This window comes from Klebsiella sp. MS 92-3, assembly GCF_000195655.1.
In the GTDB taxonomy this organism is placed as follows: Bacteria; Pseudomonadota; Gammaproteobacteria; order Enterobacterales; family Enterobacteriaceae; genus Klebsiella; species Klebsiella pneumoniae.
This window is the reverse complement of the sequence record NZ_GL882754.1, coordinates 4,903-19,050: the sequence shown is the minus strand read 5'-3', so window position 1 is coordinate 19,050 and position 14,148 is coordinate 4,903. Positions and strand designations below refer to the sequence as shown.

General features: G+C 58.9%; 13 protein-coding genes and 1 other RNA gene. 8 read left to right on the top strand and 6 right to left on the bottom strand.

Features of this window, described 5'->3' with window-relative positions; translation table 11 throughout:
• Nucleotides 1-218 (bottom strand): NAD(P)H-binding protein (locus HMPREF9538_RS21935; RefSeq protein ID WP_009484231.1); only part of this gene is annotated, 218 nt, incomplete at its 3' end.
• A 96-nt stretch (nucleotides 219-314) separates the two neighbouring features.
• Between HMPREF9538_RS21935 and HMPREF9538_RS21940 the strand changes: the two genes are divergently transcribed.
• The 5 genes from HMPREF9538_RS21940 to HMPREF9538_RS21960 all read left to right on the top strand — a co-directional run bounded on the left by HMPREF9538_RS21940 (nucleotide 315) and on the right by HMPREF9538_RS21960 (nucleotide 5,425).
• Complete coding sequence (locus HMPREF9538_RS21940) at nucleotides 315-1,226, top strand: LysR family transcriptional regulator (protein WP_009484230.1); 912 nt, start codon at nucleotides 315-317, stop codon at nucleotides 1,224-1,226.
• Nucleotides 1,227-1,384: 158 nt separating this feature from the next.
• Nucleotides 1,385-2,383 carry an ABC transporter substrate-binding protein gene (locus HMPREF9538_RS21945; RefSeq protein ID WP_004189482.1) on the top strand — a complete coding sequence of 333 codons (999 nt, stop codon included), beginning with the start codon at nucleotides 1,385-1,387 and terminating at the stop codon, nucleotides 2,381-2,383.
• Nucleotides 2,383-3,420, top strand: a complete 1,038-nt coding sequence (locus HMPREF9538_RS21950; RefSeq protein ID WP_001545318.1) for a FecCD family ABC transporter permease — start codon at nucleotides 2,383-2,385, stop codon at nucleotides 3,418-3,420. The genes HMPREF9538_RS21945 and HMPREF9538_RS21950 overlap by 1 nt, the downstream gene beginning before the upstream one ends.
• The gene (locus HMPREF9538_RS21955; protein ID WP_002909000.1) at nucleotides 3,420-4,181 is read left to right on the top strand and encodes an ABC transporter ATP-binding protein; all 762 of its coding nucleotides are present in this window, start codon (nucleotides 3,420-3,422) and stop codon (nucleotides 4,179-4,181) included. Before HMPREF9538_RS21950 ends, HMPREF9538_RS21955 begins: the two co-directional genes overlap by 1 nt.
• Nucleotides 4,182-4,237: 56 nt before the next feature.
• On the top strand, nucleotides 4,238-5,425 hold the full coding sequence (locus HMPREF9538_RS21960; RefSeq protein WP_020317066.1) for an MDR family MFS transporter: 1,188 nt from the start codon (nucleotides 4,238-4,240) through the stop codon (nucleotides 5,423-5,425).
• An 82-nt stretch (nucleotides 5,426-5,507) separates the two neighbouring features.
• Here the strand turns inward: HMPREF9538_RS21960 and HMPREF9538_RS21965 are convergent, their stop codons facing one another.
• Nucleotides 5,508-6,539: a methionine synthase gene (locus tag HMPREF9538_RS21965; protein WP_019705807.1), complete on the bottom strand. Its 1,032-nt coding sequence runs from the start codon at nucleotides 6,537-6,539 to the stop codon at nucleotides 5,508-5,510.
• A 23-nt stretch (nucleotides 6,540-6,562) separates the two neighbouring features.
• Nucleotides 6,563-7,543 (bottom strand): DUF1852 domain-containing protein, encoded by a 981-nt coding sequence (locus HMPREF9538_RS21970; protein WP_002909008.1) that lies wholly within the window; start codon nucleotides 7,541-7,543, stop codon nucleotides 6,563-6,565.
• 569 nt (nucleotides 7,544-8,112) lie between these two features.
• Between HMPREF9538_RS21970 and HMPREF9538_RS21980 the strand changes: the two genes are divergently transcribed.
• On the top strand, nucleotides 8,113-8,433 hold the full coding sequence (locus HMPREF9538_RS21980) for a hypothetical protein (RefSeq protein ID WP_004184563.1): 321 nt from the start codon (nucleotides 8,113-8,115) through the stop codon (nucleotides 8,431-8,433).
• Between the two features lie 97 nt (nucleotides 8,434-8,530).
• Here the strand turns inward: HMPREF9538_RS21980 and HMPREF9538_RS21985 are convergent, their stop codons facing one another.
• From HMPREF9538_RS21985 to HMPREF9538_RS21995, 3 genes are all read right to left on the bottom strand, one after another.
• Nucleotides 8,531-8,779, bottom strand: a complete 249-nt coding sequence (locus HMPREF9538_RS21985) for a GlsB/YeaQ/YmgE family stress response membrane protein (RefSeq protein WP_002909014.1) — start codon at nucleotides 8,777-8,779, stop codon at nucleotides 8,531-8,533.
• Nucleotides 8,780-8,983: 204 nt separating this feature from the next.
• Nucleotides 8,984-9,394 carry a 1,4-dihydroxy-2-naphthoyl-CoA hydrolase gene (gene menI / locus HMPREF9538_RS21990; protein WP_002909015.1) on the bottom strand — a complete coding sequence of 137 codons (411 nt, stop codon included), beginning with the start codon at nucleotides 9,392-9,394 and terminating at the stop codon, nucleotides 8,984-8,986.
• Nucleotides 9,391-12,447, bottom strand: coding sequence for an FAD-binding and (Fe-S)-binding domain-containing protein (locus HMPREF9538_RS21995; protein WP_009484226.1), 3,057 nt, complete (start codon nucleotides 12,445-12,447; stop codon nucleotides 9,391-9,393). Before HMPREF9538_RS21995 ends, menI begins: the two co-directional genes overlap by 4 nt.
• Nucleotides 12,448-12,665: 218 nt before the next feature.
• Between HMPREF9538_RS21995 and ydiK the strand changes: the two genes are divergently transcribed.
• Both ydiK and rprA read left to right on the top strand, forming a co-directional pair.
• Entirely contained in the window at nucleotides 12,666-13,778 is a 1,113-nt protein-coding gene (gene ydiK, locus HMPREF9538_RS22000) for an AI-2E family transporter YdiK (RefSeq protein ID WP_004148729.1), read from the top strand.
• Between the two features lie 188 nt (nucleotides 13,779-13,966).
• Nucleotides 13,967-14,074, top strand: an RNA gene (gene rprA / locus HMPREF9538_RS29340) — antisense sRNA RprA.
• Nucleotides 14,075-14,148 lie beyond the last annotated feature (74 nt).

The following is a 14,148-nucleotide window of genomic DNA, read 5'->3' as shown; positions in this document are numbered from 1 at the left end:
GCATGGACGATGACGTCGCAACCGGCAGCCGCCGCCGCGACCTGGCCGCCATCCAGCGCGTCGCCGGCTATCCACTGTATGCCATCTTCGGGATCACGTATCTGGGCGCCGCGCTTCAGCGCCCGAACCTGCCAGTTGTCTGCCACCAGCCGGCGCGCCACTTCCCCGCCGATGCCCCCGCTTGCTCCCAGAATAAGTACCTTGCCGCTGCTGTTCATCCTCTTTCCCCGTTCGCTAATGGATGCTTGACAGCCTACCTGCGGCTCATATCAAATGAAATTGCATACCATCGTCGAGCGGCTATACATATTTGTATGAATACCTCTATTCCCTGGGAGTGGTACCGAACCTTTCTCGCCGTCCTGCAGGAAGGCTCTTTATCGGGCGCATCGCGTACCCTGAACATCACTCAGCCGACGGCGGGGCGCCATATTGCCGGGCTGGAAAACGCCCTCGGCCAGGCCTTATTTACCCGCTCGCAAACCGGCCTGCTGGCGACCGACGCGGCGCTGGCGCTGCGGGTGCACGCCGAGGCGATGGACAATACCGCCCGGGCGCTGGAACGCACGGCGGCTAACTTCAGTCGCGACAGAGCCGAGCTGCGTGGCGTGGTGCGGGTGGCCGCCAGCGAGGTGGTCGGCGCCGAGGTGCTGCCGCCGCTGGTTGCCCGGCTCAGGCAAGCGTGCCCGAATATCGTCATCGAACTGATGCTCTCCAATCGATTTCAGGATCTGCTTCACCGGGAGGCGGATATCGCGGTGCGGATGGTCGCCCCGCAGCAGGAGCAGCTTATCGCCCGCCGTCTCGGCAGGATTGAGCTTGGGTTACATGCCACCGCCGCCTACCTGACGCGCCAGGGCCTGCCCACTACCCTCGACGATCTGGCCAGCCACGCGCTGATTGGTTTCGATAGCGCCACCCCTCTCGTTCGCCGGGCCCTGCAGGCTTACCCTCGTTTTCAGCGTGAGGCCTTCGCGATGCGGACCGATAGCGACCTCGCCCAGTTGAGCCTGATCCGCGCCGGAGCGGGGATCGGCATCTGCCAGGTGCCCCTTGCGGATGGCATTATTCCCCTGCAGCGAGTGCTGGCGGCCGACTTTTTTCTGTTTCTTTATACCTGGCTGGTAATGCATGAGGATCTGCGCCACAGCCCTGCCTGTAAGCGGGTATTTGATTTTCTCGCCCAGGGGTTGCAGGCGTATATTCGTGGCCTACTGGCGAGCTGACCCGCCCCATCGCGCGGGCATTTCATTGCCTGCGGAAATAGTCACTCATTGACACTGTAAATATGGCATTGTATAAAACCCCGCCCCAATAATGAGTTTCATTTGCATTACTCCCATTTGCTGGTCATCCACTCGCCTGTTTACAAGGATAGCGTTTAATGAAGAAGGTCCTTTGCGCGTTAGGCTTGATGTTCACCGCCGTCAGTTCCGCGCTGGCAACAACCTACCCCCTGACGATTGAAAACTGCGGCTATCAGGAGACCTTCACCCGGCCGCCGGAGCGCGTGGTCGCGCTGGGGCAAAATACGGTCGAAATTCTGCTGCTGCTCGGGCTGCAAAAGCAGGTGGTCGCCAGCGCCTTCTGGCCGACCAGCGTTTTACCGCAGCTGGCTGAGCAAAACGCGAAGATTAAAACCTTGACGGTGGAAATTCCGAGCCTGGAATCGGTGCTGGCGCAAAATCCTGATTTCGTTCCCGCCCAGTTGCCGCTGCTGCTGGGGCCGGAAAGCAAAGTCGCCAGGCGTGAAGATCTCGCCACCGTCGGCGTAAACAGCTACGTCTCTCCGGGGATGTGCGCCACTAAAAAGGCCACCGGCGACATGTACGGCAGCCGGCAAAAGCTGTGGGATATGACCTGGCTGTATCAGGAAATTAGCGATTTCGCCCGCATTTTCAACGTCGAAGATCGTGGTCAGGCGCTGATTGCCGATTTCAAAAAACGTGAAGCCGACCTGCGCCACGAATTTGGTAAAAACAAAAAGGATCTCTCCTTCGTCTTCTGGTTCTCCAGCGCCTCGCCTTCGGCCGATGCCTATGTTGGCGGCAAAAACAGCGCCTCCGGATTTATCGCCAGCGTGCTGGGCGGACATAATGCGATAACCTCCGAGACCGAGTGGCCCACGGTGAGCTGGGAGAGCATCATTGCCGCCAACCCGGATGTGATCGTGGTCGCCAGTCTGGACCGTAACCGCTGGGCGCTGGATAAGGCCGAGGAGAAGATCAAATTCCTCAAAAGCGATCCCGCCGTCAGCCAGCTGGAGGCGGTGAAAAAAGGCCATATCGTGGTCATGGACGGTCAGGCGATGAATCCGACCATCCGCACGCTTTACGGCGCGGAACAGGTGGGCGAGCAGCTGAGAAAAATGGGGCTGAACTGATGAGCGTCGCCGCGATTGAGACGCGCCGCAGCATACTGCTCACCGGCTGGTGTGTACTGGCAGCGATCGTGCTGGCGCTGGTGATCGCTGTGGGCGTCAGCGTCGGCGAGCTGGCCATCCCGCTGCAGAATGTCTTTTACGCTATCAGCAACAGAACCGGCTTAACCGCTGAGCCTCTCAACCGTATCTATGAGAGCGTTATCTGGGATTTCCGCCTCAGCCGCGCGCTGGTCGCCGCCTGCTGCGGCGCAGGCCTCGCTATCTGCGGCGTCGTGCTGCAAAGCCTGCTGAAAAATGCCCTCGCGGAACCCTACGTCCTCGGCGTCTCCGCCGGGGCCTCCACCGGCGCGGTGTCGATCGTGGTGCTGGGCCTTGGCGCTGGCGCAATTTCCCTCTCGGCAGGGGCCTTTGCCGGGGCCTTCGCCGCCTTCGCCTTTGTCGCCTTGCTGACTAACGGCGCGCGCGGCGGCAATGAGCGTACCATTCTGGCGGGCGTTGCCGCCTCGCAGTTATTTAACGCCATCACGGCTTACACCATCAGCACCTCCGCCAGCGCGCAGCAGGCGCGCGATGTGATGTTCTGGCTGCTGGGCAGCTTCAGCGGCGTTCGCTGGCCCGAATTCCAGCTGGTCATTGTGGTGGTGCTCGCGGGTCTGGCGGTCTGCCTGTGGTATGCCCGGGCGCTGGACGCGTTCACCTTCGGCGACGATGCCGCCGCCTCGCTGGGGATTGCTGTGCCGCGCGTGCGCCTGATCCTCTTCACCACTGCGGCGCTGATCACCGCCACCATCGTCAGCATGGCCGGCTCAATCGGCTTTGTTGGCCTGGTGGTGCCGCACGTGATGCGTTTCTTCTTTGGCCCGCTGCACCGAACGTTGCTGATCGCCAGCGCGCTGGCAGGGGCGATATTGATGGTACTGGCGGACATTGCGTCGCGCCTGCTGATTGCCCCGCAAAGTCTGCCCGTTGGGGTAGTAACCGCCCTGGTTGGGGTGCCTTTCTTTGCCGTGATTATCTACCGCTCAAGGAATAAGTGATGAGTATTTGCGCTGAAAATATCACCTGGAAGGCAGGCAAAAAGGTCATCGTCAATAATGTCTCGCTGCGGGTGCCGCGAGGCGAAACGGTCGGACTGCTGGGGCCCAACGGCTGCGGCAAATCCTCGCTGCTGCGCGTTCTGGCGGGCCTGCGCCGCCCGGATGCAGGTCGCGTCACCCTCGACGGCCAGGATATCGCCCGGATGGCGAAAAAGCAGCTCGCCCGCCGCGTGGCTTTCGTCGAGCAACACGGCATGACCGAGGCCAATATGCGGGTGCGCGACGTCGTGCGCCTGGGACGCATTCCCCACCACTCTCCGTTCTCAAACTGGAGCGCTCAGGATGACGAGGCGATTGCCGCCGCGCTGCAGCGGGTAGCGATGCTGGAGAAAAGCGAACAGGGATGGTTAAGCCTCTCCGGCGGCGAGCGGCAGCGGGTGCATATCGCCCGCGCGCTGGCGCAGAGCCCGAGCGAAATCCTACTGGATGAGCCGACCAACCATCTGGATATACACCATCAGATGCAGTTAATGCAGTTGATCAGCGAGCTGCCGGTAACCAGCATTGTGGCCATTCACGATCTTAACCATGCCGCGATGTTCTGCGATTCGCTGATCGTGATGCAGCAGGGGCAGATCCTCGCCAGCGGGACGCCGGAGGAGATTTTGTCCGAAGGGCTGCTGTGGGACGTTTTCCGGGTGAAAACCAAAATCGAGATCTCCCCTTACCACGGCAAAAAGCACATTCATTTCATCGTTTAGGTTGGGCGGATATGCCTCTTTTCTCCCTGCGCCCTGCGGCAACCCTCTGGCCTCCGGTGTTACTGGGAAGCCAGTTCGTTTTTAATATTGGCTTTTACGCGGTCGTTCCTTTCCTCGCTCTCTTCCTGCGCGACGACATGCTGCTCTCAGGCGGACTTATCGGCCTGATCCTCGGGCTGCGTACCTTCTCCCAACAGGGCATGTTTATCCTCGGCGGGACGCTGGCCGACCGCTATGGCGCTAAGGCGATCATTCTCGCCGGCTGCGTCGTTCGCGTCGCCGGTTTTCTCCTGCTGGCGTGCGGGGCGTCGCTGTGGCCCATTATCCTCGGCGCCTGCCTGACCGGCGTCGGCGGCGCCCTGTTCTCCCCGTCGATAGAGGCCCTGCTGGCGCGGGCCGGTACCCTCAGCCAGGCCAACGGGAAACGCAGTCGCGCCGAGTGGTTTGCGCTGTTTGCGGTATGCGGTGAACTGGGAGCGGTGATCGGCCCGGTGGCCGGAGGCGTGCTGAGCGGGATCGGCTTTCGGCATATCGCCCTCGCCGGCGCGGGAATATTTCTTCTGGCGCTGGCGGTGCTCTTTTTCTGTCTGCCCGCCGACGGGCACACGACAACAACGCGCAGACGAGTCCCATGGTGGACGCCTTTGCGCCAGCCGCGCTTTGTCGCGTTTATTCTCGCCTACAGCTCATGGCTGTTGAGCTACAACCAACTGTACCTCGCCCTGCCGGTGGAGATCCAACGTTCCGGCGGCCGCGAGCAGGATCTGGCGCCGCTCTTTATGCTGGCCTCGCTGTTGATTATCACCCTCCAGCTCCCTCTCGCCCGCTTCGCCCGGCGAATGGGCGCCGTGCGCATCCTGCCGGTGGGCTTTCTGCTGCTGTCGGCTTCCTTTGCCAGCGTGGCGTTATTCGCCGCCGCCCCACCCGCCGAAGGTTGGCTGCGGTTAATGCCGGCGGCTGGTTTTGTCACGCTGCTCACCCTCGGCCAGATGCTGTTAGTGCCCGCAGCCAAGGATCTGATCCCGCTGTTCGCCGAGGAGTCGACGCTGGGCGCCCACTACGGAGCGCTCGCCACCGCAGGAGGGTGCGCGGTGTTAGCCGGGAATTTACTGCTCGGTCATTTGCTTGACCAGGCGCTCATTCCCTCGCCGCAGGCGGTTTATCCCTGGCTTCTGCTGGCGCTGTTTCCGCTGTGCAGCGCCGTCGCCCTGCGGGCAATCTGTCGCCCGCTGGCGGCAACATGACGCAGAGCGGGCAACAGCCCGCTCTGGAAGTGAACCGACGATAAAGTACATCGCCTGGGGAAGATAACGGGCGCGCCCCGCCTTACTTTGCCGCCAGCTCGCGACGAATAATCTCGGCGCCGGCGCTCAGGGCGTGCAGTTTGCCGGTCGCGACATGGCGCGGCAGCGGCGCCATACCGCAGTTGGTGGACGGGTAGAGTTTCTCGGCATCGACGAACGCCAGCGCCTTGCGCAGGGTTCCAGCCACCTCTTCCGGGGTTTCGATCGCATGGCTGGCGACATCGATCGCCCCGACCATCACCTTTTTACCGCGGATCAACTCCAGCAGATCCATCGGCACGCGCGAGTTGTGGCACTCGAGAGAGATAATATCAAGGGACGATTTCTGCAGCTGCGGGAAAGCCTCTTCATACTGTCGCCACTCGGAGCCCAGCGTCTTTTTCCAGTCGGTATTGGCCTTGATGCCATAGCCGTAGCAGATATGCACCGCTGTCTCACACTTCAGCCCTTCGGTGGCTCGTTCTAAGGCGGCGATCCCCCAGTCGTTGACCTCATCGAAGAAGACGTTAAAGGCCGGCTCATCGAACTGAATAATATCAACCCCCGCAGCCTCTAACTCTTTCGCTTCCTGATTGAGGATTTTGGCAAATTCCCAGGCCAGCTTTTCCCGGCTTTTATAGTGGTTGTCATACAGCGTGTCGATCATGGTCATCGGGCCCGGAAGCGCCCATTTGATCGGCTGACTGGTGAGCTGCCGCAGATAGCGAGCGTCCTCCACGAAGACCGGTTTCTGGCGCTCCACGGCGCCCACCACCGTCGGAACACTGGCCTCATAGCGGTTACGAATTTTCACGATCTCGCGTTTGGCAAAATCCACCCCGCTGAGATGCTCGATGAAGGTGGTGACAAAGTGCTGCCGCGTTTGCTCGCCGTCGCTGACAATATCGATCCCGGCCCGCAGCTGGTCGTCGAGGGATAACCGCAAGGCGTCGCGCTTGCCGGCCAGTAATTCTTCGCTGGACAGTTTCCAGGGCGACCACAGGGTCTCTGGCTGCGCCAGCCAGGAAGGTTTCGGTAAACTGCCGGCGGTCGATGTCGGAAGCCATGTTTTCATAGTCATTAGCCTTTTATATGGGTTTAGCAAAGCGCGAAATTAGCAGACCATTGCTCAAGCAACGTCTTGTGCGGGTTGATAAAATGTTGTTGTGTAAATTTCCCCTGCTCAATCGCCAACAGGCTGCGCTCTTCCCGGTCATAGACGATTTTTGTTAATGAATGATCCAGGTGGCTGAGATTGGGCTGATAGTATTGCCCCGCCGGGGAGTTGGCATTGTAGATCTCCGGGCGATATATTTTCTGAAACGTCTCCATCGTGCTGATGGTGGCGATCAGTTCCAGGCTGGTGTAATCGCTGAGCAGATCGCCGGTAAAATAAAAGGCCAACGGCGCGACGCTGTTTTTTGGCATAAAATAGCGTACCTGCAGACCCATTTTGCTGAAATAGCGCTCGGTCAGCGAGACGCCTTCCTGAGCATATTCAATGCCGAGGACCGGATGTTCGTTACCGGTGCGATGGTAAACATCTTTACTGGAGACGCTCAGGCAAATCACCGGCGCCTTGCTGAAGTTGGCGCGCCAGGCGCTGGATTGCACAAAATCCTTAAAGATATTGCCGTGCAGCTCGCCAAAGTTTTCCGGTACGCTGAAGCGACTCTGGTCCTTATTATGTTCCAGCAGCAGTACGCTAAAATCGTAATCCCGCACATAGGAGGAGAAGTTATTGCCGACGATACCGGCATGACGCTCCCCGCTCTTTTTATCGACAATATGCGTTTGCAGGATCTCAATCACCGGGAAGCTGGCGCTATCCTGAGCAATATTCATCTCGACAGAAATAATATCCAGTTCCACCGCATAGCGATCGTTATGGGGATTATCCCAGTGGGCCAGGCTATTAAAACGGTTATTCATCATGATTAACGTATTGCGCAGATTTTCCTCACGGTTCACCCCTCTGGCTAAATTAGCGAAGTTGGTGGTAATACGCGTATTTTCCGCAGGGTTATAATTTTCATCAAACCGGGTGCGCTTAATCGTATAGGTAAATTTATTATTCATGGCGATTGTCCATCCTGATGGCGGGCATAAAGCGAACCCGGCGGAATACTCTCCACCAGCCTGGCGACGCGGAGTCAGGCCGGGCGCGCTTCAACCGGTAAATGTTGTTGATTCGTTAATGAACCTATTTTTGCCAGAGTCAGCGCTGGAGGGAAAGCGACTTAAATTCAATGCAACATGAGCCATCCTCATGTTGCTCCAGGCGGTGGCCGATGGCCGACGCAGGCCGACAATATTAGTCAATAAACGTTTGTTCAATGGATGTCGGCGGGGTACACTCTTTAACCACTATAAGATGGGCTTTTACCTGCCCGCCGTACCCGTTTAGCTGGAGCTTTTGTCGTACAGAATGATTGTTGATATCAGTATTATGTCGATGTGCATGGCCGTACTGCTGATTATGAGCGTACTGCTGAATTAAGAGGCTCCCGAACGCAATGACACTCGCTCTCATCTGACCTCCACATTCGCGAGGAAAAAAGAAGATTCAGAGGATTCGCGCCGCCTGGGATTGTTCCTCCTGCCGGCACCCTCTACTCTTTTGGGACTTGCTTATTGAGGAATCCCGGATGAAAAAAGCTCTGCTTGCCCTGTTCGCTATCGCCACCGTTACCGCCGCCAGCGCCTTTGCGGCTGATAAAACCGACGTCCCGGCGCCTGTCGTCGATAACGGAGTCCGCCCGCCGATGGAGAGGGATCGTGGCCCCCTGCCGCCGTTCCCGCCGCAGCTTCCGCCGCACAGACCGGTGCTGTTTTCAGCCACGGTAGCAACCGATACGCCAGCGGAAACCATTAACAAACTGACCGCGCTGATCCCCGCCGGCCAGGCGAAACACTACGAAGTGCACGTTGAGGTGGTGCCGGTTGGCGAGGGAACCGACAGACAATAGCCCAAAGGAGATCTACGCTGTCATCTGTCAGCAATAAAAAAACTGCCGCATATCGCGGCAGCTTTTATGTACTTATTTACAGCTGAGCAGCTGAAAATTAGCTACGCACTTTCCGGTAGATAAACAGTACCACCAGCGCACCGATAACCGCTACCACGAAGCTGCCGAAATTAAACCCATCGACCTTGCCAAAACCAAACAGGGTACTGATCCAGCCGCCGACCACGGCGCCGATGATCCCCAAAATAACGGTCACGATAAATCCGCCGCCATCTTTTCCCGGCATAATCCACTTGGCTAAAATACCGGCAATAAGTCCAAAAATGATCCAGGAAAGAATACCCATGGTTAACCGTCCTCTTGTTACCTTTAAGCATTTAGTATTGAAAAGAGTAGCATAAATAACGAGAGTGGATCGGTAATAATATAAATATTAGATAATTCCCTGCCGACGCCCGGCTGATCTTGTGACAACCTCTCTGGCTCTGGCAGGCCGCCTCTCGCTTATTACCTTAAAAAAAGGGAGGCTATTCGCCTCCCGCCATGCGGCTTATATTACCGCGGTGGTTAGTCGTGATGAACAACATAACCGCGACTGTTCGTCGAAGATTTCAATTTGCCAGACCTGATGGCGCGTCCCGACGTGCAGCGCTTTGCAGACGCCGCGCACCCGGCCCCCGCGCGCCGAACGGATGTGGTTGGCGTTAACCTCCAGCCCCACCACCTTTTGTTCGCCTTCGCTGCACAGATAGCCTGCCACCGACCCCAGGGTCTCCGCCAGCACCACCGACGCTCCGCCGTGCAGCAGGCCAAACGGCTGCTGTGTGCGGCTATCGACCGGCATAGTGGCCTCCAGCGTATCGTCGGTAACGGTCTCAAAGCGAATATCGAGCAGCCCTACCATGTTCCCCTCACCGAGCCGGTTGAGCTGCTCCAGCGTGGCCTGACGTTTCCAAATCATCCGATTATCTCCAGTAACGCCTGCAGCGGGTGGCGAACGCCGCTGCCTTCAATACGCTTCACCTGACTGCGGCAGGAGTAGCCCGTCACCAGACAGCGGTTTCGCGGCAGCCGCTGCATCGCCTGCTGCCAGGAGAGCGCGTAAATGGCCAACGAGTTGGCGTGGTTTTTCACTTCATGACCATAGGTGCCAGCCATCCCGCAACACCCAACGCTGACGTTTTCCAGCTTCGCGCCGAAGTGGGCAAAAATATCTCCCCACTGCTTTGTCGCCGCCGGTAGCGCGGTCACTTCGGTACAGTGACCGAACAGGTACCAGGGCTCACCGCCCAGATCGGGACGGGCGTCGCTGGTTAGGGCCTTCGGCAACCACTCATGGACTAACAGCACCTGAAAATCGCCGCGCTTGTCGCCGAGCGTCTGCTTGTACTCATCGCGGTAGCAGAGCACCAGCGCCGGATCGACGCCCACCAGCGGCATGCCCAGCTGCGCCACGCGGTTGAGGAAGTCCGCCGTCTTCTGCGCGGTGCGCGCGAAGCGGGTGAGGAAGCCTTTGATATGCTGCGCCTTGCCATTCGGCGAGAACGGCAGGAGCACCGGCTGATAGCCTAAGGCCTCGACCAGACGGATAAAGTCGGCCACCACCTGGGCGTCGTAGTAGCTGGTGAAGGGATCCTGCACCACCAGCACCATCTTCGCTTTCTGCTCGGCGCTCAGCGCTTCGAGCTGCTCAAGGGTCATATTGGCGGAACGGTGGCCGGCCATCTGCTGCTTCAGCGACGGCGCCGAGAGCAGCGGCAGATCGACCATCCCGATATGCTTCTCCGACAGCTTTTTCAGCCAAGGCTGGTTAATAAAAAAGTTAAAGGTCTTCGGCGCCTGCGCCATCAGCGGTGCATAAGATTCGACCGAGGCCACCAGATGATCGCGCACCGGCCGCAGATAGCGGCTGTGGTACAGCTGCAGGAAGCGCGAGCGGAACTCGGGAACATCGATTTTGATCGGGCACTGGGTCGAACAGGCTTTACAGGCCAGACAGCCGGACATCGCCTCTTTGACCTCATGCGAGAAGTCATATTCGCCTTTGCGCGCATGCCAGCTGTTGCGCGTGCGCGCCACCAGCGAGCGCAGGCTGACGCCCTGCTCCGGCAGCGCCTTCTCCAGCTGGTTGGGATCGACGCCGCGGTCGGCCAGCAGGCGCAGCCATTCCCGCACCAGCGTCGCCCGCCCTTTCGGCGAGTGGATGCGCTGGTTGCTGACTTTCATCGACGGACACATCGGGCTCTTGACGTCAAAGTTGAAGCACAGCCCGTTGCCATTACACTCCATCGCCCCACGCCAGCTGCTGCGCACCGCGATGGGGATCTGCCGATCCCAGGTGCCGCGCTTCGCCGCATCCACTTTCATCATCGGCGCGTCGATACCTTCCGGAGGACAGATTTTCCCCGGATTCAGGCGGTTATCGGGATCGAAGACCGCTTTGATCTTGCGCAGCTCGGCATACAGCGTCTCGCCAAAGAAGGCCGGGCTGTACTCCGCGCGGAACCCTTTGCCATGTTCGCCCCACAGCAGGCCGCCATACTTCGCCGTCAGCGCTACCACCTCGTCGGAGATCTGCTTCATCAGCACCTCCTGCTGCGGATCGCACATGTCCAGCGCCGGGCGCACGTGCAGCACCCCGGCATCAACGTGGCCAAACATGCCGTAGCTCAGGCCGTGGCTGTCGAGCAGCGCGCGGAACTCGACGATGTAATCCGCCAGATGTTCGGGCGGTACGCAGGTGTCCTCGGCGAAAGGAATAGGCTTGGCGGCGCCTTTGGCATTACCCAACAGGCCGACGGCCTTCTTGCGCATGGCATAGATGCGCTCCACGCCTTCAAGATCGTGACAAACCTGCCAGCCAATGACGCCCGCCTCGCTGGCGGCCATCAGCTCGTCCAGCCGCTGGCACAGGGTAGCAACCTGCTGGTCAATCAGCGCCGCGTCATCGCCGGCGAATTCGACGATATTGAGCCCGAGCATCTCTTTATCCGGTACGTCGGTGATCAGTTCGCTTACCGAGTGCCAGACGATATCCTCGCGCGCCAGATTGAGAACTTTAGAATCGACGGTCTCCACCGACAGGGCTTTCGCTTCGACCATAAAGGGCGCATTGCGCAGCGCAGAGTCGAAGGAGTCATATTTGACGTTGACCAGACGGCGCACCTTCGGCAGGCGGGTGATATCCAGCCGCGCTTCGGTAATAAACGCCAGCGTCCCTTCCGAACCGGTTAAAATACGGGTCAGGTCGAACTCGCTCATCTCATCGTTAAAGACGTGACGCAGATCGTATCCGGTGAGGAAGCGGTTGAGTTTGGGAAACTTATCAATGATCAGGTCACGCTGCGCCTTGCAGCGCTGGTAGACCGTGTTGTAGATCCGGCCAACCGTCGAGGGGGTATTGCCCAGCGTCTCCGCCAGCGCCACCGGCACCGCCTGGGTATCGAGGATATCCCCGCCCATCAGCACCGCCCGCAGGCCGAGCACGTGATCCGACGTTTTGCCGTACACCAGCGATCCCTGGCCGGACGCGTCGGTGTTAATCATCCCCCCCAGCGTGGCGCGGTTGCTGGTGGATAGCTCAGGCGCAAAGAAGTAACCATAGGGTTTAAGAAACTGGTTCAGCTGATCTTTGATGACCCCGGCTTCAACGCGCACCCAGCCCTCTTCGGGGTTGATTTCGATAATGCGGTTCATATAGCGGGACATATCGACGATAATCCCGCCGTTCAGCGCCTGGCCGTTAGTGCCGGTGCCGCCGCCACGCGGTGTGAAGATCAGCGATTTAAAACGCGGTTCGGCGGCGACGCGCGCCAGCAACGCCACGTCCGCCGTGGATCGAGGAAAAATGACCGCATCCGGCAGCAGCTGATAGACGCTGTTGTCGGTGGCCATCGTTAGCCTGTCGGCATAGCTGGTGGCGGTATCGCCGGTAAAACCCTGTTGCTCCAGTACCTGCAAAAAATTCAGCACCAGTTGAACTACCCCTGGCGCCTGAGAAATTTGTGGGATCATCGCGCTTGACCCTGCCTGACTATGTTGTGTTTGAAAATATTGTGTTGGTGCTAACTAAACGTTTGCGTAGCGCATTCAACTTTTTATCACATTTTTTTCATATGCGCCCACGTGTTTTCTGTGCAAAATCAGCCCGGCAAAATTATTGATATTATTATCAGTATATGGATTTACGCGGCGCCAGCTGTTTGGCGCGACTGGAAAGGTAAAATTTCTCTATGATTAATCCCCATCAGCCTCGGGACATTCCGCAAATACTGCTGTCGGTGCTGTTCCTGGCCCTGATTATCATATCCTGCCTGTGGGTTGTGCAGCCGTTTATTCTGTCCTTCGCCTGGGCCGGTACGGTGGTGATCGCCACCTGGCCGGTGCTGCTGCGTCTGCAGCGTGTGCTGTTCGGCAAACGACTGCTGGCGGTGCTGGCGATGACCCTGTTGCTGTTTCTGCTATTCGTTATTCCTATCGCTCTGCTGGTCAACAGCCTGGTGGATAACAGCGTTCCGCTGATCAAACTCATCAGCAGCGGAAATGTGACGCTGCCGGATTTCGCCTGGCTCAACAGCGTACCGCTGGTCGGCGATAAACTGTACTCCGCCTGGCACGGTCTGCTGGATATGGGCGGCTCGGCGATTATGGCCAAGGTTCGTCCCTATATTGGCACCACCACCAGCTGGTTTGTCGGTCAGGCGGCGCACATCGGCAAGCTGCTGGTCTACTGCGGTTTGATGCTGCTGTTCAGCGCGCTGCTCTACTGGCGCGGCGAGCAGGTGGCCTATGGTTTCCGCTACTTCGCCACGCGCCTCGCGGCCAAACGCGGCGACGCCGCGGTGCTGCTGGCCGGCCAGGCCGTGCGCGCCGTGGCGCTGGGCGTGGTGGTCACTGCCCTCACTCAGGCGGTACTGGGCGGGATTGGCCTTGCCGTCTCCGGCGTGCCCTACGCCGCTCTGCTGACCGTGGTGATGATCTTTACCTGTCTGGTTCAGCTCGGCCCTTTACTGGTTTTGGTGCCGTCGATTATCTGGCTTTACTGGAGCGGGGACACCACCTGGGGCACCGTGCTGCTGGTCTGGAGCTGCGTAGTCGGCACCATGGACAACGTTATTCGTCCGGTGCTCATCCGCATGGGCGCCGACCTGCCAATGATCCTTATCCTCACCGGCGTCATTGGCGGCCTGATCGCCTTCGGCATGATCGGCCTGTTTATCGGTCCGGTGCTGCTCGCCGTCTCCTGGCGACTGTATGACGCCTGGGTGCATGAGGTGCCGCCGCCGCCGAAAGACCCTGACGTCGTCCTTGAAGAGCTCAGTGAGCTGGAGGCCGGTCGCAAGTAATGCCTGGCAGGCGGGGAGACCCGCCTGTTTCTTTGCCCGCATATTGTTAAGCAAAATTTATTGATCGCCGGCAATGCGCTGGCCCCGCGCGCCCTTCACCTCGCTTTCCTCCCCCGGTCCTTCACAACAATTTAACTATTGAGAGGAATCTGATCGACGGCAAAGGCCCCGCTGCCTACTATTAGCTCACGGTTATAAATCAACACCTTGATTTATAAGCATGGAAATCCCCTGAGTGAAACAACGAATTGCTGTGTGTAGTCTTTGCCCATCTCCCACGATGGGCTTTTTTTTGCCCTGCGCATCACGACACCAGATAGCCTGACACCGGTAAAAAAAATCCCCCCCCCCCCCCCCCCGGGGGGGGGCC

Bases quoted from the DNA above. Each gene is read 5' to 3' on its own strand.
- ydiK (WP_004148729.1), top strand. From the start codon at position 12,666: ATGATTAATCCCCATCAGCCTCGGGACATTCCGCAAATACTGCTGTCG.
- HMPREF9538_RS21980 (WP_004184563.1), top strand. From the start codon at position 8,113: ATGAAAAAAGCTCTGCTTGCCCTGTTCGCTATCGCCACCGTTACCGCC.
- HMPREF9538_RS21940 (WP_009484230.1), top strand. From the start codon at position 315: ATGAATACCTCTATTCCCTGGGAGTGGTACCGAACCTTTCTCGCCGTC.
- HMPREF9538_RS21945 (WP_004189482.1), top strand. From the start codon at position 1,385: ATGAAGAAGGTCCTTTGCGCGTTAGGCTTGATGTTCACCGCCGTCAGT.
- HMPREF9538_RS21970 (WP_002909008.1), bottom strand. From the start codon at position 7,543: ATGAATAATAAATTTACCTATACGATTAAGCGCACCCGGTTTGATGAA.
- HMPREF9538_RS21955 (WP_002909000.1), top strand. From the start codon at position 3,420: ATGAGTATTTGCGCTGAAAATATCACCTGGAAGGCAGGCAAAAAGGTC.
- HMPREF9538_RS21995 (WP_009484226.1), bottom strand. From the start codon at position 12,447: ATGATCCCACAAATTTCTCAGGCGCCAGGGGTAGTTCAACTGGTGCTG.
- HMPREF9538_RS21950 (WP_001545318.1), top strand. From the start codon at position 2,383: ATGAGCGTCGCCGCGATTGAGACGCGCCGCAGCATACTGCTCACCGGC.
- HMPREF9538_RS21965 (WP_019705807.1), bottom strand. From the start codon at position 6,539: ATGAAAACATGGCTTCCGACATCGACCGCCGGCAGTTTACCGAAACCT.
- menI (WP_002909015.1), bottom strand. From the start codon at position 9,394: ATGATTTGGAAACGTCAGGCCACGCTGGAGCAGCTCAACCGGCTCGGT.
- HMPREF9538_RS21985 (WP_002909014.1), bottom strand. From the start codon at position 8,779: ATGGGTATTCTTTCCTGGATCATTTTTGGACTTATTGCCGGTATTTTA.